The organism is Streptomyces sp. NPDC127038 (assembly GCF_042725875.1).
In the GTDB taxonomy this organism is placed as follows: Bacteria; Actinomycetota; Actinomycetes; order Streptomycetales; family Streptomycetaceae; genus Streptomyces.
This window is the reverse complement of the sequence record NZ_JBHXDQ010000010.1, coordinates 41,259-63,022: the sequence shown is the minus strand read 5'-3', so window position 1 is coordinate 63,022 and position 21,764 is coordinate 41,259. Positions and strand designations below refer to the sequence as shown.

The window sequence follows — 21,764 nt, the reverse complement described above, 5'->3', positions numbered from 1 at the left end:
TACAGGGCCTTGGTCTGGGCCTGGTCCTTAGTTTTATAACCGCGGGGGGGTTGCATGGACCGTTCCCCCTGTAACCGCCCGGGGGGGGGGGCCGGCCCCGCGCTCGGGGCCCCCACCACATTTCTCAGGAGATGGCGCTGGCCATGGTTCAGTGAGTGTTCAGCCACCACCGCAAGAGAGCCAGAAGAACGGGCCCGACGACTGCGCACAGGCTCAGAACGATGCGGCGTACGACCTGAGACCAGAACGGGTCAGGCTCCGGGCGCTGCAGCGCGCCACCACCAGGCCGCAGGACGGCACGCAGGCGATTGATCATGAAGGCTCCCCAAGGACGCAGAGAAGATGGTTCGCCGGGCCCGGCGCGATGCATCGACCATCTCGTCCGAACACTCCCTATGTCTCAAGTCGCGGGCGCAGCGGGCAAACGGCCATCTAAGCTGCTGATGAGCGCACTCTGGGACATAAAAGTCTTCTGCCCGCTGCGGGCAATTCCCGCGGCGGGCAGAAGACTGCAAGGCGGGGGACTCCGGTTGGGGACACAGAAGCAAGAGCTCTACGCACGGCTACGCGGGCTGCGAGACCGCGCCGAAGCGGCCAAGCGCGCATCCCACGAAGCCGCCGGCTCCCCCAGCGCCCCAAAACCGTGGACTCAAGAAGTCCTCGCCAAAGAAGTACGGACCTCCGGACAACCAGGCGCCGATGCCTTCCAAGGGAAGAGGGCCAGCGACTGGGCCCCGAAGCAGCCCGCAGCATTCAAGATGCCTCAGGCGGACAGCGACGACCAGGTCCTCGCCCTCGTCCATGTCTGGGCACAGTGGGCCCACGAAACCGTCGACGCGAGATGGTGGCGCGATCAACTCCACCTAGCTCGAGCAGAAGAAGCCGCAGCACGTCGAAAGACGCAGCCAGGAGCGGCACAGACGGCTGCAGAGCACGAGACCACGACGCTGGCCGCCGTCGGGCCCGATGTCCTGGAAGTCCACGCAGCAGCCCTGGCGTATGGAGACGAAGTCCCTCGCTTCACCCTCACCCCGTACCTCAGCCGGCCTCACGACTCTCAACTCAGAGACGCCCTCACCCCGGCTCTGGGAGGCGGACCTTCGATCTTCGCGGTCCTGGTGGGGGGATCCTCCACCGGCAAAACCAGGGCTCTATACGAGGCGCTGCGCAGCCGTGCCCCAGACAGACCCCTGCTCCGACCTCACACAGCCGACGACCTTCTCGACATGATCAACACGGGCCTCGTCAAAACAGGCAGTGTGCTGTGGCTCAATGAGACCCAACGGTTCTTCTATGGTCCCGCTGGTGAGAGAGCCGCAGCCGTACTCAAGCGCCACCTGGAGCAGAAGCCTGGCGTAGTCGCCGTCGGCACGCTCTGGAGGAATCCGTACTGGAACGAACTCACGGCACCAGGAGTCATCGGTGACCCGCACAGCCATGCGCGATCACTGCTCACCAGCCCGTTGGCTCGGAAGATCACAGTCCCGTCGGAGCTGACCCAAGCTCAACGAGACGAATGGGCCGATCTTGCGCAGCATGCCCAGGACGTCAGACTCACCCGCGCCCTGAAAGCATCTCGTACCGATGGACAGGCGGTGCAGCACCTCACCGGCGGTCCTGAACTGGTAGACGCGTACGCGCAAGGCCCAGGCGGCCACTTCACCCCCGCAGAGCACGCCCTGATCACAGCCACTCTGGATGCACGTCGGCTCGGGTTCAGCGGGGCAGTCCCACTCCGGCTGCTCGCTGATGCCGCAGACGGATCCCTCGAACCTCGGCAGCGCTCTGCTGATCCGGACTGGTGCGAACAGAGCCTTCGGTCACTGACGACGGGCGAACGCACCGATGGCAGCCGCAGCGACATCCGACGCACACTCACAGCCCTCCATGCGCTGCGCGCCTCATCAGGCGGACCAGCTGCATACGAACCCGCCGACTACCTCGAACAGCATGTAAGAGAGCAACGCGCGGATCAACTCGGCAGCCCCGCACTCTGGCAGGCCTTCATGACGCACGTACAGGAGCCGGCCGACCTTGCGGCACTTGCGAGATCCGCTGATCAACGGAGGCTCTACAAACACTCCATCCAACTGTTCGCCCGCGCCGTCAGAGCAGGGCATCCGCAAGCTGCCGGAAGCCTGATGATCCTGCACCCAGGAGCCCAAGCCGATCTGCGACGGGAAGCCAGCCGTTGGGCGGCTACCTACGCGCCCCTCACGGATGCCGGCGCAACCGCGCGCATGATCAGGCTTCTCACGGCTGGGGGAGAGGGCGGACCCAACACAGGCGCGTTGGAAATCCTGCTCGCCCGCGACCCAGCCGCATGCGTTGCCGTTACCGATCCAGCTGAGGTCGCCGACATGCTGGTGGCCCTGTCCACAGGCGAGGCCAGCCAACACATCGCGACTCTGCTGCGCCGGATTGGGGTGGACCGCATTGAGCTGCGGTATCCGGCCGCCGTTGCCAAGTTGTTGGAAGCTTTGTGGTCTGTTGATGCTCAAAGCCTTCATGACTTGCTTGCGCGGCGCTTTACCGAGGAAGCCGCTGACAGCGTCGTCGGTGATCTGTTCTCCACGGAGTTCGTTCTGAAGCAGCTCCACGCTGCAGGCAACGCGGAGAACCTCGACGCCCTGGCGGGCCGAGTGGCACTACTCGCAGACGTCACGGATCCGGGGCTCGTTGGTCAACTACTCACGGTGTTCCACTCGCTGGGCACCAAAGACGCTGCGCAGGATCTGCTCGCCCGGAACCCGGTAGGACTTGTGGATGTTCGTGATGGGTTCGTCGCCCAGCTGCTCGCGGCGCTCCGAGATACTGAGCAGACTGCAGCCCTGGATCAGCTGCTGATGAGACACCCAGAGGAGCATGCCGACATCCGTGACGGCAACGCGGTCGTCTGGCTCATGGAGGAGCAACTGCAATGTGGGGCGTACACCGCCGCCGCAGTGCTCGCCCAGCGTGCTGCAGCTGATTTTGATCTCTTCGACCCTTGCCTGGGCCAACTCCTCAAGCAGATGGTCCGTTGTGGTCGAGACGCGGACGCGGCTCGCGAGTACCTGATTCACAGGGTCGTGTCACATGGACCAGCACTCGCAGAACAACTCGAAGCCGTCGTGGGGCCCGAGCTGGAGCTCTCGGCCACGAGAAGCGGAACCATCAGCGATCTCGTCACGGTTGCCGTAGAGCAGGCTGACATGAGTCGTCTATCCGGAGTTGTACTCCTCGCCCGCAAGCTGAGGGAAGTCCGCCGCACCAGCGCAGCCCTGCGGCTGGTGGAGCGAGTTCCGATGGAGCAGCTCGACCCTGACGACCCATCCGTTGGGCACCTTCTGCGGGAACTCAAGGATCTGGGCGCCGATGACTACATTGGCAGGCTCCTGGCCTGTGACCCCGCCACCCGGGTGAGCGTTGAGAATTCGGTGAGGGTCGCGAACTGGATCCATGCGCTCATTGAAGCGGGCGCACGCAACGAGGCCGAACGCCTCGCCCAGCGAGCGGCCGAAAGATCCGAGACTAATTTCCACTACGGGCGCTACCTCCTGGAGATGCTGTCCTGGCTCGATGTGCCGGCGTACGACATCTATCTCCAGCGCCTGATCGATGCCGGTGAAGTGCCCGGCGACGACTCGGACCACTATGGCCGCGAACTGGATGGGAACCCGGCTGCCCCCTGGGGATGGCGCGACCTGGGCATCGTCAGCGAGGAATAGCAGCACCGTTTCCACTGAAAACGGGTGGGCGTCAGCAACGACCACGCTCGGCCGCCCCATACGTTTTCAGTGGAAACGGACCGAAGGAGCCGAAGGCGGGGTCACTTTTGGCTGACGATCCACTCAGAGTCGGCTCTTGGACTCCGCCCTTCACTCCACCCCATGGGATTGTTAGACCTGCTCAACACGAGATCGCAGGTAGGGGAGTGTCAGAAGAGTGACAGCGGGGACGGGGAAGACGCTCATCCGGCTGACACGGATGCACAAGATTCTCATTGGCGTGGTCGTCGCCGGTGCGCTCATCATCGCCGGGATCGGCTTCGCCGGTTCGTACGCGGCGGTCCGTGAGCTGGCGTTGCAGAAGGGGTTCGGGAACTTCAGTTACGTCTTCCCGATCGGTATCGACGCGGGTATCGGCGTTCTGCTGGCCCTCGACCTGCTGCTGACGTGGATCCGTATCCCGTTCCCGATGCTGCGCCAGACGGCGTGGCTGCTGACGGCGGCGACGATCGCGTTCAACGGCGCGGCGGCCTGGCCGGACCCGCTGGGTGTGGGCATGCACGCGGTCATCCCGGTGCTGTTCGTGGTGGCGGTGGAGGCGGCCCGGCACGCGATCGGCCGCATAGCCGACATCACGGCCGACAAGCACATGGAGGGGGTCCGCCTCACCCGCTGGCTGCTCTCGCCCGTTCCCACTTTCCTGCTGTGGCGGCGCATGAAGCTGTGGGAGCTGCGCTCCTACGAGCAGGTCATCAAGCTGGAGCAGGACCGTCTGGTCTATCAGGCCCGTCTGCACTCCCGCTTCGGCCGCGCCTGGCGCCGCAAGGCGCCGGTCGAGTCGCTGATGCCGCTGCGGCTGGCCCGCTACGGCGTCCCTCTCGCGGAGACGGCCCCCGCTGGTCTCGCCGCGGCCGGCATCGAGCCCGCGCTGCTGCCGCCGGGCCCCGCGCCCGCCCCGGTCCAGGCGGCCGTCCCGAACGCAGATCCTGGACGCGTCACCGAGATTGACGCAGGGGAAGAGCGGCTAGCCCTCCCGCGGCCGGTGCCGGAAGAGATGCCGCCGCCTGCGCCCCAGCGGGGCCGGAACCAGTCTCCGCCAGCCGAGCTGATCGACGCGAACGGGATGTTCGCCGAGGCGTACCAGACCTGGCTCGCGCACTTCCAGATGGAACCCACGACCCGCCAGTTCGCAGCCTTCCTCCAGGACCAGTACGCCATCACCACCGCTGCCGGACAGCCGCTTTCAGACGAGCAGCTCCACCCCATCCTCCTCACTTTGAAGGAGCGCTACGCCCCGACCGACCAGGCCCCCTCGTCGGAGCCAGTGGAGGTCGTGGGCGGGGACGGCGAGTGGGAAGAGTTCTTTTATCGCGCTTGGCAGGACTACGGCCAGCAGTACGGCCAGCATCCCGACGCGCGGCTCCTCGCCGACTACGTCTTCCAGCGCGACGGGATCACCACTGCTGACGGCCGGCCGCTCGCAGGTTCTGACCTCGAGACGTTCGTTGCCGAGTTCTGGCACCGCGAGCCGGGCGATGCCGCGCCCGCCCCTGAGGACGTCCTTTCTACAGCCGATCCGCTGATCCCCGCGCAGGCCGGTCCCCAGGACGAGCTCGTTGAAACGGCCGTCGTGGCTGCATCGGGATCGCGCCGGAGTGAAGTCCGGGTTCCCGTCGAACCGGATGCCGCGGAGCAGGACGAGACAGCGGGGGACGAGAAGACGGAGCTGGAAGAGCCCTCGGGGGAGAGGGGAGCTCTCACGACCGTTGACCGCTACTACCTCGCATGGGCTGACTATCTCAGCCGGTACGGGCAGGAACCCAAGGACCGTCAGCTCTCCACCTTCCTTGCGGACGAGCACGGCATCCACGGCCGAGGCGGCCAGGGTGTCAGCCCGAGCACATTGCGCCGATACCTGCCAGGCTTCCGGATCTACTCGGCATGGGCCGCACTGCGCGAGCACACCGAACTGCCCACTGCGCAGGACGTCGCGCGCGAGTGCGCAACCCGCGAGATCTCGGTGCGCAAGGCGGCTGTCACCGCTGACATGGTCGGGGCTGACCTGCCCGATTTCGAACGCCGTTGGAACGCGCTTGCTCGCCTTGAGCGTCAGGACGTGCCTACCAACTGACGTCCGCGGGCTTTCCTTTGAACGCCTAACGAGTTGCGCATTGTCGCCCTGACCTGCACTTATGTGCTGTCGGTGCTTCGTGGAAGTGGACGAGGTAAACCCTGACCTGTTGAAGGGGCCGTGTCTCACTTCTAGTTGCGCAGTCGCCTAGTGGCTGGGCTGAGCGACATCAGGCGACGAAGGACCTGGTCCTCCGACCGTGCGTGTATCTCGCACGAAGCGCAGTGCATCCAGGGACGTGGGATGCGCAACTCGGTGCCGGCTCCTCGGGCCGCGACTGTCCTCGCTGAGAGCAGAACGGGCCCGACCAGGTGATCCATGGTGCTGGTTACCCGGCGTCGGCGAGCTCGGCTTGGGAGTCCAGCAACCTATGGATGAGGTCCTGGGTCTCCAGTTCCAAGGACGCGTCGATGGACCGGTTGACTTGCTGAATTCGTGAGATGGCGGTGTGCAGACCCGAGCGGTTTCCACTGGCGTGCTCGATTCTGAACCAGTCGCGGTAGAGCAGCTCGGCACTGTCATCGACCTCAAGGCCAACCGACACAGCCTGCCGGGCGGCCACGAGATCGCGGTCGGGTCCGGGGGCTGTGCGCCACTGGGCGACGGTGTGGGCGACGTCGAGGATGCGAGTGATCATCTCCTGTGCGTGGGCTTCCGCCCAGGGCAGCAGGTGCCCTCCGAACGGGCGGCCGCGGACCATGCCCAGCGCGGTCTCCAGCACGGTTACGTCGGATGGGCCGTTGAGGAGCGCCTGCTCGGCGAGCGTCTTGAACTCGTCCCAGTCGCAGCGGACCTGCTCGCTGATGACGTAGGGGTCGTCGATGGCTGAGCGGCGGGGTACGTACGGGTTGCCCTGGGGGTCGTCACCGAGGGTGCGGCGGAGATCTCCCATGCGGCTGTTCAGGGTGCGTTTCGTCCACGGGGCGAGCGGGTCCATGTCGGAGCACAGTGTGTCCGCGCTGCGGCCGGGCTTGAAGTGGAGCAGCGCGGCCAGTTGCGCTTCGCGTGGGCCATGGCTGCTGCCACTGATGCCGTTGATCTGGACGGTCCCGAGCACGCTCAGGATCGGCCCCGATCGATGGCCGCCGTCAGGCCGCCGATCCGGGACTGCCGCTACAGGAGGAAGGGACGGCGGCACGGGGGAGTGGGCCGACGGCATTGCGGCCGCGGGCTGGGGCTGTGCGGTGTGCTCGTCAGCGGGGCTCGACGTGGCTGACAGCAGGGCGGGGAACACACCGAGGTCGGCCGGCCCGCTCGCGTCCGCGCGTTCTGTCGTTGCGGGGGATGGAGGGGCTGCTTGGGTCTGCGCACCGGTGGTGGTCTCGTCGGGCTCGTCGGGCACTGCCTGCCAGGCGCCGTCGGCCGGGATGGGTGGCTGCCCGGAGATCTGCAGATCGGTTGTGATCTGCCGGTAGGCAGCGTCGTCGAGTCGTTGGAGAACGAAGGTGACGTCGGTGCCGTCGAGCTGCTGCGCGGCCGTGGCTGAGGCGTCGATGATCTGCGCTTGCCCGAAGTGTCGGGCCGTCTGTTCTGCTGGTGCGACCAGCATGGCGGTCTGGGCGCCGGCCTTGTCGAGCATCTCTGCCAGTTGCCACGCGGCCTCGGAATCGAGGGATGAGGCGCAGACCAGGAGGTACGGCTGATGGGCGTCATCGGGAAGCTGGACGCAGGCGAGGAGCCAGTCGGCCATGTCCCGCAGGGCGTGCGCGGCCTGCCGTTTGTGGCCGATGCGCATGGTGGGCAGCAGGTGGGTGAGCTCTTCACCGAACCCGACGGTGACGATCTCCAGTCGATCCGCCCACTCACTCATCCCCAGCTCCAGGACCAGGGACCTGCAGACCTGCCGCAGATCGTCGTCAGACCCGTCCAGGAGCAGGACGCGGTCCGCCGCCACGTTGAGGAGGATTAGGTCGCCTGTCGTCTCGTCGGCGCCGATGGTCACGAACGCCGGATACGGTGCGGGGGTCTCGGCCGCCTGGTCTGCGGTGAGGAGCTGGGCGTCATCGGGCAGAAGCCACCAGCCGTCCGCACCAGCGGTGAACGGGGACAGGGGGGTGGCGGCCTCGTCGACGGGCAGGACCGACAGGGACTTCTGGCTCAGGCGGGCGACCCGCAGGCCTGGCAGCGGCTGCTCGCATGCTTCGGCGTCGCGGGCCAGCGTACGAAGCGCGCGATCGAAGCGCGGTGACAGAGGCGGATCGGCCAGCTCTGTCAGCTGTGCTGCTGCGGGCGAGGGTTCTTCTGCGATCGCGATCGTCTCTCCGACCCTGCGCCGGCGGCGCTGCAGCAGACGGCGGGTGCCGAGCGCGCCGGTGACGGCGGCGGCCAGCAGAGCGAACGCCCCGAGTGTGGTCCGCAGTTCGGTTGTGCGGCTCGAAGCTCCTGCCGGCTCTGTGGCGTCGGGGGCCGAACTGCTGGCTGAAGGGGCAACGTCCGGGGATGCTGTGGAGGGGCCGGAGTCTCGGGCTCTTGGTGCTGTCTGCGGTGAGGAAGCCGAGGGGGCAGGGTCGGCTTCTGTACCGGTGTGGTGGCGGTCTTCCGGCTTGTCGGGGGAGCCGGAGGCCTGACTTGACGGCCCGGGCGCGTGGGGCGTCTTGTGCGCGGGGCCGTGCCGGTTCTCGTTCGTGTGGGGTGAGGTCGGTTGAGGAGCCGTGGTGTGCGGCAGGGCGACGGTCTGGCCGGGGTAGATCACGTCCGGGTCAGTGATCCGGGGCAGGCCGTGCGGCTGTGACCGGCCCTTGCTCGCGGCATACAGCTGCGGCCACTGGGCGGCGTTGCCGAGCCGGTGTTGGGCGATCGCGGACAGACTGTCGCCCGGGCGCACCGTGTAGGTGCCGGTGCCCTGCCCTTCCTCCACGCCGGTCTCCTTCTCCGTCGTGCTCGTGGCCGTCGGCTGGGTGTACGCGGCAGGTTCCATCCCGCTCTCCTGTTGGACGGTGGAGGCGGGGGCCGCCGGGACGTGCACGGTGGTGCCGGCGGGCAGCAGCGACAGGCCGTTTGGGATCTGCGGGTTGAGGCTGCGCAGTTCCTGGTAGCGGGCTCCGTCGCCGAGGACTTCGTCGGCGAGCTCCCACCACGTCGTCCCCCCGGCCGGCACCGTGTACTGGCCAGCCTCGGCCGCAGGGGCCGCGGGTGCCGGCCGCACACCGTCCGGCCGGTCCTCGTCGATGGCTGCCGCGGACGGGGCATCGGAATGTGCACCGGCCACCGGGGCAGTGCCGGGAGCGTGAGGGGCTGTCGCTGTCGGCGCCGCTGTGAGCGTGGCTGCGCCGGCTGTTGCGGCAGGGGCCGCGATCAGCACACTGGCGATCAGGTATCCGGCGAGGCGCTGCCCGGTCAGCATGCCGGGCAGGCGAGGGGTGGTACGCCGGGCCAGGACGGCTGCGACCTCGATGAGGATCGGGAACGTCAGCCACAGCCAGGCCGCCCACGCGGCCAGCGTCATCGTCGTGAACAGGCCGGTGCCGCTGTCGTCCTGGGACAGCACGGCGTGCCGAACCCCGGCGACGGACGGCAAGTGCGCGGGCACCGTACCCACCGCCAGGAGCAGGCCGGGCACTCCCACGACGAGCACGGTCAACGCGCCCAGGGCCAGCAGAGCGCGGGCCGCGGCGTGCAGCAGGCCGGCGCGGGGGGTGGGGGCGGGGGAGTGGGGCATGGGTTCAGCCTCCGGCCTGGTGGAGCAGAGTGGCGGTGCCGTGTCCCGTGACGGGCATCGAAGTGACGCCGATCAGGGTGGCGAAGTAGGGGTGATAGGTGTCGTGGACGGTGACCGTCAGCGTCTGCCCGTCACCGCCGACGGCGGCCTCCCCGTCCAGGCCCTCCTCGGTGAGGAAAGCCAGGGCGGCCTGCCGGGCGGCGTCTGGGTCGAGGACCAGGGCTTCGCCGGTGATGGCCTGCGCCGGATCGATCTGCTGGGCACCCGCCCGGGCAGCCTCCTGGGCGATGTAGTCGGCGTCGGACTGGGCATCCAGAGCAAGTCCGCCATCGATGACCAGACCGATGAACAGGAAAGCCACGAGGACCACGCCGGCGTAGAACACCTCCATGCCACCGCGGTCACCGCCCTGCGCGTGTCTGCGCCGCCACCGGCTTCCGGTGTTCATGAGCCGCTCCTGCTGGCCCAGGTGTCCACCACGGACGTTTTCGTGCTCGAGAGGGTCTTGCTTCCGCTCACGCCGGGAAGCAGGAGATCGCTCAACGGGGCGGTGCACGAGACCGTGACGGTGACGCGTGCGCTCTGGCCCACGGGTGCGGCGAGTTCACCAGCAGCAACGGTGACGTCGACGTCGGCGCAGTGCACTCCGGAGCTGCTCAGACTGTCCCGCGCGGCCCGCAGCGCGTCCGCTTCCCCGCTCGCCGGGTCCATGGACAGGGACGCGGTTCGCGCGGCGTCCCGGGCGGCTGCGTCGGTCGCGCCTTCGGCGAGGCCGATGCGCCCGCACGCGATGAGCAGCCCGAGCAGTGCCAGCCCGGCCGGCCAGAAGATGGCTGTGCTCAGGGCAACCGATCCGTGGTCATCTCGCAGTGTCCGGCGGCCTCTCACGGGCGGAACCTTTCGACGGGGGCCCGCACGCTCTGGCTGACGTGTCCGTTCCAGCCGGGCACCAGGTTGATGACCGTTCCCTCGACACGGACCTGCACGTTGTTCCCGTTGTCGTCGACCTGGACCGTGGGGTCGTTGAGGGAGCCGCCCATGCGGGCCAGGTAGTCGTGGGCGGCTGCCGCGCCCGCTCCGTCCGCGGCGTCGTAGGCACGCTGGGCGTCGACGGCCTGCTGGGCTGCGTGATGGGCGACGGACCGGCCGTGGAAATACAGGCCGCCCTGGATGATGGTGAACAGCAGCAGGAACGCCAGCGGCACGGCCAGGGAGAAGTCCAGGGCCGTGGCGCCGCGGTCCTCCCGCCACCGTTCGGGCACACGAAAGCACCAAGGCCGCCGCATGGTCAGAACCCGATGATCTGGAGAGCCTTCTCCCCGACAGTGGTGTTGGCGGCCGCGGCGACGATGCCCACCAGCGTTCCGCCGGCCACCATGATCAGGGCCCACTCCATCGCGGACGCGCCCCGGTCCCCGGCCTGTGAGAGGACCAGCAGGCGGTAGCGGTCCAGGGCCCGCCGGAGCTGGGCAACTCGGATGAGGGCAAGACTCTTCATGAACTCCTCCTGGGATCACCGGTCCGGGACGGGCAGGTCCGGTAGCGGTACGGGGTGTGGGGCGGTCAGAACGTGGTGATGCGGACAAGAGCGGGAGCGATGAGGAACGCGGCCATGAGGAACACGATCGCCAGGGCTGGGACGTGCATCGCCTCTGTGGCCTCGTTCGCTGCTTCCTTGCGGTCGGCGAGCAGCCCGCGGCGCACGACGGCGGCCTGGGCCTCCAACTGGTCGTAGACGGCTGCCTGTTCCTCTCCGGCCAGGGCGAGGGAGGCGGCCGGGCGGGCCAGTTCGGGCACATCGAGCTCGGCGGCGAGCCGGCCGAGCGCATCCCAGGGACTGATGCCGGCCAGTCGTGCGTGTTCCACGGCGTCCCGGATACGGACGGCCGCGGCCCCGTCGCCGGACTCCACCGCCCGGGCCAGTGCTTCCGCAGCCCCGGCGTCCGAGCTGCGTGCCAGCGCCACCCGCTCCAGCAGAGAAGCGGTGTAGTAGCGGTACTCCCGGCGCCGCAGCCGGGCCTTGGACCGCACGTCGTCCAGCGCCTTGAACACCATGAACAGGGTGCATCCCACACCGGCCGCCACCGGCACGGCAAACGGCAGCGTGATGGCGCCGAGCCTGAGAAGGAACACGATCCACTGGGGAATCAGCAGGCCGGCCAGCCCGTACAGGGCGCACCGGCCCAGCAGCGAGGCCGGCGCCATCTCCAGCAGTGCCAGATCCCGGGCGGGAAGCCGGGCCGCGAACGCGCTCGTCTCCATGAGCCGGGCCCCCAGACGGTCCGCCCAGACCGCCGGCCCCCGCCCACCGGCTGAGGCCGGCGCGGGAGCCGGCTGCACTGTGGGGGAGTGGGTGCGCCGCAGGACCTCTGCCAGCGGGGTACGGCGCGGCAGCGCACTGCGCACGGCCAGTACGGCGCCGCCCGTCGTCACCGCGCCGAACACCATGCCCGCAACGGACAGACTCATCCCACCGCCCCCTCACGCCCGTTTGACCCGCGCCGCTGGTCGGCCGGCAGCAGCGTTCGCGGCTCGGCGTCCATCTCCGCCATCCGCCGCAGCCACACCAGTGCCAGCACGAACAGGGCGGCCAAAGCCACCAGTCCGAGCTGACCGAGCGGCGTCGCGAACGGTGCCGCGTAGCTGCCGTTGAGGAGGATCGCGCCCACCACGGCGATCGCGAACAGGCTGACCCGGCGGGCCTCGGACCGTGCCTTGGCCCGCTCGGCGTCGATGTCCCGCAGATCGGCGGCCTGCCGGGCGACCAGCGTCGCCTGAGCGGCTAAGGCGCGGGCAAGGCCTGGGCCGCGGCTGGTGACGTGGTCCATGAACAGCTGGGCGATGTCGTCACCGACCCGGTCCCCCAGGTCGTCGGCGAGCGCCCGGTAGGCGCTGCGGGCCGGCACACCTGATGACAGTCGGCCCGCCAGCGATCCGACCTCGCGTCGCAGCAGTGCCGGGACGGTGTCCAGGGCGATGATCGTGGCTTCGAGCGGCTTGCCTCCCGCACGCACGCTCGCCAGCTGCTGGAGCCACTCCGCCAGGGCCTCGAGGCGGGCAATCTCCGCCCGGCCGGAGCCTCCTGGGTGAAGGATGAACGGCAGTCCGGCCACGATGGCGGCCGCCAGCAGGCCGTGCACCGGCCACCCGGTCACCGCCCACGTTACGGCCCCGGCCACGCCTGCGGCCGCCAGGAGCAGCCGGTAGTTGTCCCGCCATCCCGACGGGAGCTCCGCCACCGCCCGGGCGGCCCGGCCGCGCAGACCAGCACCGCGAGAGCGGCTCGCGGCCGGCTGCCAGCCGCGCGCGACAGCGATCAGGCCCGCACCGCCGAAGGCGCACGCGGCACCGGCGCCCATGCCCAGAAACGACAGGTAGGACAGGCTCACGCCGCACCTCCCGTCCGGCGCATCGGCTGCCACTGCCCGTCCGGGTACTGGGCCATCCACCCGCGGTGGAAGCCCTTGCGTTCCAGCTTGCGCATCCGGCGTTCCGACATCGGCGTACGGGTGGGCACCGCCCGCTCCTCCCCGGCGTCCTCGCGCGGCCCGAAGACTGGTGACAGGGCCACGCCGCCGCCCTCGCCGCGCCCGGCGGTCTCCCACACATGGGACACGAACCGGTGCTCCTGCCCGCCCTGATCGGTCTCGTCGATGCGGTCCACGTACACGATCAGGTCGACGGCGGCCGCGATCAGCCGGTAGGCGGCCTGGTCACTGAGGCCGGCCCGCGCGAGCGGCACCATCAGGCGGTCAACGACGGACTCGGGGTCCTTGGCGTGCAGGGTGCACATGGAGCCCGCGCCGCCCGCGATCATCGCCTCCAGCATGGCGACGGCCTCCTCGCCGCGGACCTCACCGACCATGACGCGCGTCGCCTTGTAACGCAGCGACACCGGCACCAGGTCGGCCAGGGTGACCTGCCCACTTGCCTCCCGCTCCCCGTTGCCCTCCCGGGTCCGGAAGGCCAGGACGTGTGCGTGCGCACCCGGATCGTCGAGGTTCAGGCGCAGTTCGGGCTCGCTCTCCAGCGTCGCGAGTCGCTCCTTCGCAGGAACTTCCCGTCCCAGGGCCCGCATCAGCGTCGTCTTCCCGCTGGCCATGTCACCAGCAATGATCATGGACAGTCCGGCCTTGACCGCCGACGACAAGAACGCCGCGAGGACCGAGTCGACCGCACCCCAGCGGACCAGTTCCGCGAGCCCCGCCCGCTCGAGGACATGCCGGCGGATCGCGATCACCACGTCCTCGGTGAGCAGCGTCGCCGCCACCCGCGACCCGTCCGGGAGATCGAACTCGACCCGGGCCGTCGCGTACGACAGCTGCCGCTCCCCGTGCCCGGAAGCCGCGGCCATCTGATTGACCCACTCCACCGCCTGCGCCTGCGTCGAGAACGGGGAACGCACCCGCTCGCGGGGCCTGCTGTGCGAGTCGATGTACATCCACGCGCCGTCGATCAGGACGTCCTCGACACCCGGCCGGTCCAGGACCCGCTGCACGGCGCCGGCCAGGAACATCAGATTGAAGACCTCGACCCGCACCCGCTCCAGCTCACCGGCCGCCAACGGCGGGTGCTCAAGCGCCCATTGCTGCGCCCACTCGGCGGCGCGTGCCCGCACCCGGCCCCGGACGGCCTCCTCCAGGTCCTTCTCCTCCAACGGCGTTCCCGCAGCCCGCCGGTCCCTGCGCAGCGTGTCGATGTCGGACGCGACCTGCTGGCGAAGCGAGGTGATGGAATCCCACGGCACCGGGAGCACGCCGGGCAGCGACGCCGCGACGGTGAGGTCGCCGGGACCCGCCGGCTTGCCGGGGCCACCAGCCGTGGTGGGGGCCGCGGCGTTGGGACTGCCGGGCCGGTGAGCTGTGGGCTGTGCGAGCTGGGTCGGGTGGGTGTGTTCTGCCAGCAGGCCACCGAGCCGGGTCGCGCCGGGCGGGCCTGCCGTTGCGTTGACGGGCCCGGTCTCAGTCATGGCGGCCCCCACGCGCGGCGAGCTGCTGCACCATGCTGGCGATCCCGGGCGTGGCCGGGACGGCGCTGTTGATCTGCAGCATCAGCCGCCTGCGGTCGGCGACTTCGCGCAGCGGGCCCATGGCATCGCGGGCCGCGCGCATCAGCCGCGACCGGCTCACACCCCGCGGCATGGGCCCACCGGACGCCAGATATGCCGCCGCGGCCGCATCCCACGGCAGGCTGGCGAGCACCGGAGCCCCCAGGGCGTGCCCGACCTCCTCGTTGCGATAGCCGTCACCGACCAGGAGCACGCCCAGCGACTGGCATCCCCGACCGGCGCCGGCCAGTTCGGCCTGCAGTGCCTGAACAGCGGGGTAGGCCAGCGCCTGTGCAGCCTCACTGGCCCGGACCACCAACAGCACCAGATCCGCTTCCCGAAGGACCGGAGCAGGGGTGAGCACCGGATGCAGATGCCCGCGGTCCCAGGCGAGACGGCCGCCGTCGACGAGCACGTCCCACCGCAACTGCTGGTCCGTGAGCTGCAGGACATTCAGCAGAGTCGGCCAGATCCCCGTCAGCGACGGCGCCTGCCGTGGATCGGTCAGCCCCGGCAGCGCCACCCGGTAGTCACTGGCGTCCAGCGGCCACAGGTGCTCCGCGACCTGAGGGGTGAAGTCCCCGTCACCTCCTGCGCGTTCCCAGTCGGCCAGCGGCAGCCGGTGCACGCCGATGCGGCCATCGAGGAGCTCGCGGTGCGGCCCGCGCGGATTGTGGCAGAGCAGGCCATGGCGCAGGCTTCCGCCGGCCATGTCGAGTTCGGCCAGCAGCACGGGCCGCCGGCCCGCCAGAGCGAGAGCGGACACCGCGGTGGTGACACCGTCGGACTTCGCCGAAACGAGAGCGATCAGTGCCATGTCAGGCTCCCTCGCGGGGCTCACGCACGAGCGCGATCTGCTTGGCCGCCGCCTTCGTCGCCAGGAGCGCTCCGTCACCGGGCACGACGACCAGGTTGACGACCAGCGCACCCGTGGAGTCCGGCGTGCCCACGGACTTCACCGTCGCCTCAATGGTGACCGGCGCCGCATCCTTGCCGCTCTGGGCAGAGCCTGCGTCATCCGATCCCGCCGCTCCACCCGGAGCGGGCAGGACGACGGCGGCCACCTTGTCGCCGGCCCGCAGCTCGTCGCGCGGCGCGTTGCCGCGCTTGACCTCCACCCCGACGACCTGCTGTGCATCGCCCAGGGCATGGCCCGGGGCGAGTTGGGCCGAAGACAGAAGCCCGCCACGGCGCAGGTCCACCACGGCCCGCTGCCCGATGACCGTCGCACGCCGGGACGCGGGGATGGGGGACAGGCCCGGATCCTTGGCGAACGTTGCTGTCGTCAGATCCTGTGCGGTCAGCCGATGACCGGCCGGTACGTCACGGGAGATGGCCAGGACGTCGATGCGGTCACCGGCGCGCGTCACGACGACAGCGCCGCCGAGGGCACCGATCAGCGTGACCAGGACCAGCAGCACGGTCACGGACCGGCGCCGGCCCGGAGCCTTCGTGGTGCCGGCGCTGGCCGACAGCTCGGGCTGGCGCCGGGCGTCGGGATGCGGCGCGAATGACGTCTGGGTGTCCATGCGACGGGTCGGTTCCTTTCGAGTCGAAGCGCCAGGTCAGGAGTTGACGGCCTGGGACTGGGCGATCGTCAGTGCCACGGCAGAGTCACGGACCTCGGTGAGCTGCCCGCTCTCGCCGCCGCCCACGACCTGCCAGTTGATGACCCACGTTGCCGTCGCGGTGACCCGGTAGGTTCCGTGCTGCTGGGTGCTGGAGGGCCGGGTGTAGACGTGGCCGCAGGTGGGGGACTTCCGCAGCCCGTACGACGCCTTGTAGACGGAGCCCGGCCCGTGGCAGGTCACCGACGTCCCGTCGCCCATGGCCCACACCACCTTGGAGACCACCGCGGTGGCGCTCACCGTGACGGCGCCTGCCGACGCGCTGGCGGTGTTGGGCCCCCACGTGGTCGCCGACCGGTCCGCGGCCATCCATACGGGCATCCCGATCAGGCCCCGCCCGCCCGGGCGCGGGTTGATGTCGATGTCCGGCCCCGCGAGGAGCATCTTGTCCACGGCCTCCTGCGCCAGGACCCGCGGGTCGACGGCCGCGGCGGGCTCGGTCGCCGACCAGAACGTCTCGAAGGCCGGCAGCGCGATGCCGTTGGCGGCCTGGGCGCCGGCGATCCCGAGGGGGCAGATGCGGGTGTAGACGGCGCCGTCGCCGGGATCGTGTCCCTCCCACAGCGAGCTGCCGGCCGCGGGCTGCGGAGACATCTTCTCCACGACGCACGGGCCCGGCACCGCCGTGCGCCCCTTGCCGCCCGGTTTCGACGTGGTGCTGTCCGCGGGCGTCCCGTTCTGGGAGGCCTTGTCGTCGGCGCACACCGCCACCCAGCTTCCGGGCTGAGATGTGCACAGTCCGCCGCCGTCGGGGGGCTGCGCCAGGGCCTGGCCGCTGAGGCCGGCCGCGGCCACCACGGTGCAGGCGGCCAAGGAGACGAGCCGGCCCGTCAGCCGCGAGTGCACTTGACGGCCTGCGGCGTTGCGCTGAGGATCATCCACTGGTTCCCCCACTTCTCGGCCTTCACGATCGTCCGGTACTGGGTGAGCTGCGTCTTCGGCGAGGGGACAGCCGCGCCGGTCTTGCGGTAGGTCCACTTCCACGGGGAGATGTCGAGGCAGTCCGACAAGGTCGCGCTCGGCACCTTCTTGTCCGTGGCCAGCGCTGTCACCCGAACGTCGTGGCGAGGACGGCCGTTGGCGGTGACGCCCTTGGTCTTCATGGAGGCCAGGTCGCTCTCGACGCGGGCCAGGGCCTCTCCGACGGCGTAGGTCTTGAGCCGGGTGCCCTTCACGGTGCCGGTCTTGTAGGCGCTGACCTGCTCCTGCCAGTAGCTGGAGTAGGCGGCCAGGATCGCGGTCTTCTCCCTGGCCTGCGGATCGGCGGGCGACGGCGATCGAGGGGAAGGGGCGGAGTGGGAGGCTGCGGGCGGTGACGGTTTGGGCGCCCCGTCGCTGCCGCCCGCACTGCATCCGGCGGCCAGGAGCGCCGCAGCCGCCCCTAGGCCGGCGGTGGCGGCGTGGTTTCGGAAGCGAACAATGAAACGTGCCCTTCGGTGGGCTGGTGATGCCACGATGTCTCCCCCAACGACGTAAGCGGTACTTCCTTGGCATGCGGTCGCACGACGCCGATGGCACCTGTTCGCCGCAGACTGGTCCCACCTGCGGCGATGTGCTTCCGTAGTTCGCAGGCTACGCAGGACCGAGCCAACTGCCCAGGAGGAAACGGGACTTGAACCGGGCAATCAGGGGCGTACCGGGACGGTGAAGAGCCTCTATGTCGACAAGGTGATCTGTGCACTTGCGACGCCCGAAATTTGTGTGGCGCAGGTCACAGGTCGATCCATGGCCTTCGGTCCCCCCTTCCGTTCAAGGGCGTCCACACCGCTGCCGCCGGACCGCGCTCCTCCATCTCTTCCAGCACAGCCGCCCCCAGAGGCACCGTCCGGGCGAAGGCGGCCACCAACGGATGCTCGGCAGCCATCGCCTGAAGGTCCTCGATCCGGTTGGCCAGCGTCACCGCACCGGCGCCCGTCAGAACGAACAGGATCCGCGGGAAGACGGGGTAGGCCCGCAGCCACAATGGACCTGCGAACCCCGCCGCCGGCCGGCGTCCGACGACGGGGGCGTAGGTGTGCAGCCGCGCGTAGTCGATCAGCTTCCGGGCCAGGCGCTCGCTGCTGCTCGTCGCGCGGTCCACCTCGACCAGAGCCCTCAGCTTGGTGCGCCGGCCGTCCGGACCGTGGCGCACGTAGTGCATCAACGCGTCGGCGATCAGCCGCTCGCTGTCGCCCAGCGGATGGGACACCTCGGGCGTCCAGTCCAAGTAGTCGTGTTCATCGCCCCGGCGCCGTGCGTCTGCCGCGAACGCCAGATGCGCCCGGACCGCCGTCAGCGTGTGCGCGGTTTTCATGGAGGCCGCGGACCCGGATGTCACCGGGTAGGGCGGCCGGCCGCGCAGATGCGGCCAGTCACGGGACACACGCGCCCCGTCGGGGGTGAGATACCAGGCGCGGCTTTGCGTGTCGGGCAGGGTGACGAAGTCGACCAGGCCCTCGCGCCGCAGGCGGTTCACAGGCTTCGACACCGCCTGACGGGTGGCGTTCGGCCGCAGCAGCGCTCCGAGTTGAGCGGTGGTCGCCATCCGGTGCTGGGCGAGTGCGGCGACGATCTGCTGAGGCAGTGCTTCGCGGACGGCGGGAACGAAGGACCCATCACGGGTCGAAACGGCGGTCACTGGTAGTCCTTCGGTTTGGTGAGACTCAATGACGTGGTGGTGGCTGAGGCGGGGGACGGGTCAGCCAGCAGAGCCCGGACGCGTTCCAGCTGCTTGCCCGCCTTCTCAGTGAGCTGCTCGACGGGCTGCACGTGAGCGTGTGCGTCGGCGGCCGCCTCCAGCGCAGCCACCTTGTTTGGCCGTGCAAGATCGCCGAGGACCTCGTCCAGATGAGGGCCCTCGATCAGTACCGGGCCGATCCGCTGCCCGCGCACCGTGAAGGTGGCGTAGTGGTGGTACTGGGGCAGCGCAGCCACATGGGTCGGTGTCGGGTAGTCACCCCACTCGTCCGTGATGGGGGCAACAGCGGAGCGGGCACCGCGCGTTGTGGCGAGCGCGGAGGCGTTCTGGACCAGGGAGTGCTGCACGGCATGCGGCAGCCGGCTCAGCAGTTGTGTCATGCCGTGCAGACGCACCCGGAACTTGCGAAAGTCCTCGAACATGCTGGCCAAAGACCCCGATGCCGACCCCGCCAGCGTGATCATTTCGTCGAGGTAGCCACGGAACGGCACCCGTTCGGCTTCCGGGATATCGACGCGGGAGCGTCCCGCGCGCAGCAGGTCCCGCGCCAGGAGCGCGACCACCAGCCGGTCGGTGGGCCCGCTGCCGGCAGTGCAGATCCACACGACCATACGGTTGTCCATGGCCGAGCGGATGTCATAGACGCCGCGGCCCTGCCCGAAGAAGGCGCGGGTCACAGGATTGGCGGCCAGCCGGCCGAGCGGATTGAGGAGCACAGCGAACGCATCCGGCGGCAGCGTCGGTGCGACGCTCTGCCACCAAGCCAGGGACTCGCTGTCCAGCTCATCCTCGACCGCGGCCAGCGCCTCGGCCCGGAAGGAAGCATCGGTCAGCAGAGCCCGGACATGAAAGAGCGTGGCCTGGTCCTCGTAGCGCTGAAGGCGGCAGGCCGTGGCGTTGACGGTGGTCAGCACGGTCAGTGCCTCGGTGAAGATGGTCAAAGCCCGCGGAGCGGAGCTGTCGTCCCAGCCGAACGCGGAAGCGAAGGCATCGACGACGTCCTCGACGACCTCGTGCCGCGCCCGACCGTGATGCATGCTGATCGGATTCCAGGAGCTGACACCCCCGCCCTGGCCCCGCAGATCGATCCGGGCGATCCGCTGCATCACACGGTCGTGCGCGAGATAGGGAGCACCCCGCTTCCACGAGTCGTGGTGCGGGTCGATGAACAGCAGACCGCCGCCGGCGTGCGCGTAGGCGACAGCCTGCGCCAAGGCCAGTTCCGTCTTGCCACCACCCGCCTTGCCCAGGGAGAGAGCAAAGAGCGTCTCCTCGGCGTAGGTGGCGACCAGCCGGCGCTGGCCGTCCGGCGTGCGGTACCAGCCCTGCAGCAGCAGCGCAGGATCGCCCGGCTCGAACGAGGGGAGTTGGACGGGCAGCAGTGGCAGGCGGCTGTGCTTGGTCGGCGGCTTGAGCAGGCCCAGCAACTCATCGAGGCGGAGCCAGTTGGTGCCGGGTGGCCGGCATTGGCCGCTGTCCCACCGGGAGTCGAAGTGACGGCGGTGAGGCCACCGGTCGGCCCCCAGACGCCATGGCCCGATCCGCAGGCCGCGCATCACCCACCGCGCCGAACCACCGAACACATCGAAGCCCGCCTGGATCCGCGACAGCCGCGCGTAAGCCCGTCCTTCGACATCCGAGGCGCAGCGCACCAGGATCTGTACCCGCACCAGGTGGTCGTCCTCGGCGAGCTTGCCCAGCACTTTGTCACGGTCGATGCGCTCTGGAGCGGGAGGCGCCAGGACACGCCCCGTCTCCCGGCCCCGCGCCGAACCGCCCCGCGTCGTCAGGTGTTCCAGCTCTCCGAGCATGGAATCCCCCCAGCGCAGACTGTTGCGGTGCATCAGCCGCCAGGTCCGGGCAGTCTCCCGCTCCTCGTCCCGCCGGGCACGCTGCACCACCTGGAAACGACGGGCACGCAAAGCCCACTTCGGGGCCCGCTGCAGGTCGATGCACACCTCCGCGAGATCACCGAGGTCCGCTCTGACGTCCGCGACGGCGTCGATCAGCGGCTGCAGAGGGTCGGGCACCAGCGGAACGCTCCGCAGCGTGGCCACCGGGTTGCCCCGCAGCACGAATTCGGCCCGCACCTCGTGATCGTGAACGGAAGGCCGCAACGGCGCCCCCTTCACGGTCCGCACATGCGGCCCGAACGGCGTCGTGGTCAAAAGCCGTTCGGCGCCCGCCGGACCTTCGACGCGGTACACGAGCGGCCTGGTGCCATCCGCGTACAGCCGGATCCGCACGGCCTTGCTGCGGCGCGGCGCCCACCAGGGAAGGGACGTTGAAGCCCGGGTCAGTTCCACCCCGCGTCGGAAGATCTCCTCGTGATCCGGGTCGAAGTGCGAGGCGGGGACGAACTCCAGAGCCATCCGCTGGCGGGAGGCCTTCGCGGCCTGCAGTCGTACCACCCATTCGGTCGCCCCGGCGGCCGCAAGCAGGGCGAGCACGAGCCAGTACCAGTGGAAGGCCAGCCACAAGACCGCGGTGACCGGTACCGAAATCCATCCGGACAGCTGCTGCGCCGCGAGCGGGGTCAGGTCAGCGGCAATGGTGTCCATGCCGGTCCTCCTTTCGTGGAAACGCGCGTGAAGTAGATGTCGGTGACCCGCCCGGCGGCGTAGCTGCCCCCCAGGTCCGCGGCCGCCCAGATCAGGTGGACGACGGCTTGCCGGCTGCTTCCGTCGCGGCGCGCGATGGCGGCCTGGACGTGGAGCCGGCTGAACGGGGCCGCAGCCGGTTTCGGACCGGAACCGAAGACCGTCGGCCAGTGGCTTCGGCCGACTCCGGTGGCGTCGGCGCGCAGCACCGCTTCGCCGGCCCGCACCAGCCGGCCAGCTGTGCTCGGGGCAAGGTCCGCGGGCCAGGAGCGCTCGAGGTGCTCCTGCAGAGCGGAGTCGCTGGGCGAGGCCC

General features: G+C 69.6%; 17 protein-coding genes. 2 read left to right on the top strand and 15 right to left on the bottom strand.

The window, feature by feature from the left end; translation table 11 throughout:
* Nucleotides 1-1,226: 1,226 nt before the first annotated feature.
* Nucleotides 1,227-3,710 carry a hypothetical protein gene (locus ACFWI4_RS10475; RefSeq protein WP_387193366.1) on the top strand — a complete coding sequence of 828 codons (2,484 nt, stop codon included), beginning with the start codon at nt 1,227-1,229 and terminating at the stop codon, nt 3,708-3,710.
* 259 nt (nt 3,711-3,969) lie between these two features.
* Nucleotides 3,970-5,841: a DUF2637 domain-containing protein gene (locus tag ACFWI4_RS10470; protein WP_387193363.1), complete on the top strand. Its 1,872-nt coding sequence runs from the start codon at nt 3,970-3,972 to the stop codon at nt 5,839-5,841.
* 328 nt (nt 5,842-6,169) lie between these two features.
* Here the strand turns inward: ACFWI4_RS10470 and ACFWI4_RS10465 are convergent, their stop codons facing one another.
* The 15 genes from ACFWI4_RS10465 to ACFWI4_RS10395 form a co-directional block, all read right to left on the bottom strand.
* Nucleotides 6,170-9,499: a LysM peptidoglycan-binding domain-containing protein gene (locus ACFWI4_RS10465; RefSeq protein WP_387193360.1), complete on the bottom strand. Its 3,330-nt coding sequence runs from the start codon at nt 9,497-9,499 to the stop codon at nt 6,170-6,172.
* Between the two features lie 4 nt (nt 9,500-9,503).
* Nucleotides 9,504-9,947, bottom strand: a complete 444-nt coding sequence (locus tag ACFWI4_RS10460; RefSeq protein ID WP_387193357.1) for a TadE/TadG family type IV pilus assembly protein — start codon at nt 9,945-9,947, stop codon at nt 9,504-9,506.
* Nucleotides 9,944-10,387 carry a pilus assembly protein gene (locus ACFWI4_RS10455; protein WP_387193355.1) on the bottom strand — a complete coding sequence of 148 codons (444 nt, stop codon included), beginning with the start codon at nt 10,385-10,387 and terminating at the stop codon, nt 9,944-9,946. The genes ACFWI4_RS10460 and ACFWI4_RS10455 overlap by 4 nt, the downstream gene beginning before the upstream one ends.
* Nucleotides 10,384-10,761: a TadE family protein gene (locus ACFWI4_RS10450; RefSeq protein WP_387193352.1), complete on the bottom strand. Its 378-nt coding sequence runs from the start codon at nt 10,759-10,761 to the stop codon at nt 10,384-10,386. The genes ACFWI4_RS10455 and ACFWI4_RS10450 overlap by 4 nt, the downstream gene beginning before the upstream one ends.
* Before the next feature lie 26 nt (nt 10,762-10,787).
* Nucleotides 10,788-10,997, bottom strand: a complete 210-nt coding sequence (locus ACFWI4_RS10445) for a hypothetical protein (protein ID WP_387193350.1) — start codon at nt 10,995-10,997, stop codon at nt 10,788-10,790.
* Nucleotides 10,998-11,062: 65 nt separating this feature from the next.
* A complete protein-coding gene (locus tag ACFWI4_RS10440; RefSeq protein WP_387193347.1) occupies nt 11,063-11,968 on the bottom strand; it encodes a hypothetical protein in 906 nt (301 codons plus the stop codon).
* Entirely contained in the window at nt 11,965-12,888 is a 924-nt protein-coding gene (locus ACFWI4_RS10435) for a type II secretion system F family protein (protein ID WP_387193344.1), read from the bottom strand. Before ACFWI4_RS10435 ends, ACFWI4_RS10440 begins: the two co-directional genes overlap by 4 nt.
* On the bottom strand, nt 12,885-14,468 hold the full coding sequence (locus ACFWI4_RS10430) for a CpaF family protein (RefSeq protein WP_387193341.1): 1,584 nt from the start codon (nt 14,466-14,468) through the stop codon (nt 12,885-12,887). Before ACFWI4_RS10430 ends, ACFWI4_RS10435 begins: the two co-directional genes overlap by 4 nt.
* Nucleotides 14,461-15,363: a hypothetical protein gene (locus ACFWI4_RS10425; protein WP_387193338.1), complete on the bottom strand. Its 903-nt coding sequence runs from the start codon at nt 15,361-15,363 to the stop codon at nt 14,461-14,463. The genes ACFWI4_RS10430 and ACFWI4_RS10425 overlap by 8 nt, the downstream gene beginning before the upstream one ends.
* 1 nt (nt 15,364) lies before the next feature.
* Complete coding sequence (locus ACFWI4_RS10420) at nt 15,365-16,075, bottom strand: SAF domain-containing protein (RefSeq protein ID WP_387193335.1); 711 nt, start codon at nt 16,073-16,075, stop codon at nt 15,365-15,367.
* 36 nt (nt 16,076-16,111) lie between these two features.
* On the bottom strand, nt 16,112-17,056 hold the full coding sequence (locus ACFWI4_RS10415) for an ATP/GTP-binding protein (RefSeq protein WP_387193333.1): 945 nt from the start codon (nt 17,054-17,056) through the stop codon (nt 16,112-16,114).
* A complete protein-coding gene (locus tag ACFWI4_RS10410) occupies nt 17,005-17,628 on the bottom strand; it encodes a hypothetical protein (protein ID WP_387193330.1) in 624 nt (207 codons plus the stop codon). Before ACFWI4_RS10410 ends, ACFWI4_RS10415 begins: the two co-directional genes overlap by 52 nt.
* 257 nt (nt 17,629-17,885) lie before the next feature.
* The gene (locus tag ACFWI4_RS10405) at nt 17,886-18,791 is read right to left on the bottom strand and encodes a replication-relaxation family protein (protein ID WP_387193327.1); all 906 of its coding nucleotides are present in this window, start codon (nt 18,789-18,791) and stop codon (nt 17,886-17,888) included.
* Nucleotides 18,788-21,412, bottom strand: a complete 2,625-nt coding sequence (locus ACFWI4_RS10400; RefSeq protein ID WP_387193324.1) for an ATP/GTP-binding protein — start codon at nt 21,410-21,412, stop codon at nt 18,788-18,790. The genes ACFWI4_RS10405 and ACFWI4_RS10400 overlap by 4 nt, the downstream gene beginning before the upstream one ends.
* Nucleotides 21,388-21,678, bottom strand: a complete 291-nt coding sequence (locus tag ACFWI4_RS10395) for a hypothetical protein (RefSeq protein ID WP_387193321.1) — start codon at nt 21,676-21,678, stop codon at nt 21,388-21,390. Before ACFWI4_RS10395 ends, ACFWI4_RS10400 begins: the two co-directional genes overlap by 25 nt.
* Nucleotides 21,679-21,764 lie beyond the last annotated feature (86 nt).

What these genes read in the sequence shown, in the direction of transcription:
- ACFWI4_RS10420 (WP_387193335.1), bottom strand. Translation starts at nt 16,075, where the DNA reads ATGGACACCCAGACGTCATTCGCGCCGCATCCCGACGCCCGGCGCCAG.
- ACFWI4_RS10475 (WP_387193366.1), top strand. Translation starts at nt 1,227, where the DNA reads ATGATCAACACGGGCCTCGTCAAAACAGGCAGTGTGCTGTGGCTCAAT.
- ACFWI4_RS10430 (WP_387193341.1), bottom strand. Translation starts at nt 14,468, where the DNA reads ATGACTGAGACCGGGCCCGTCAACGCAACGGCAGGCCCGCCCGGCGCG.
- ACFWI4_RS10465 (WP_387193360.1), bottom strand. Translation starts at nt 9,499, where the DNA reads ATGCCCCACTCCCCCGCCCCCACCCCCCGCGCCGGCCTGCTGCACGCC.
- ACFWI4_RS10470 (WP_387193363.1), top strand. Translation starts at nt 3,970, where the DNA reads ATGCACAAGATTCTCATTGGCGTGGTCGTCGCCGGTGCGCTCATCATC.
- ACFWI4_RS10460 (WP_387193357.1), bottom strand. Translation starts at nt 9,947, where the DNA reads ATGAACACCGGAAGCCGGTGGCGGCGCAGACACGCGCAGGGCGGTGAC.
- ACFWI4_RS10445 (WP_387193350.1), bottom strand. Translation starts at nt 10,997, where the DNA reads ATGAAGAGTCTTGCCCTCATCCGAGTTGCCCAGCTCCGGCGGGCCCTG.
- ACFWI4_RS10400 (WP_387193324.1), bottom strand. Translation starts at nt 21,412, where the DNA reads ATGGACACCATTGCCGCTGACCTGACCCCGCTCGCGGCGCAGCAGCTG.
- ACFWI4_RS10440 (WP_387193347.1), bottom strand. Translation starts at nt 11,968, where the DNA reads ATGAGTCTGTCCGTTGCGGGCATGGTGTTCGGCGCGGTGACGACGGGC.
- ACFWI4_RS10425 (WP_387193338.1), bottom strand. Translation starts at nt 15,363, where the DNA reads ATGGCACTGATCGCTCTCGTTTCGGCGAAGTCCGACGGTGTCACCACC.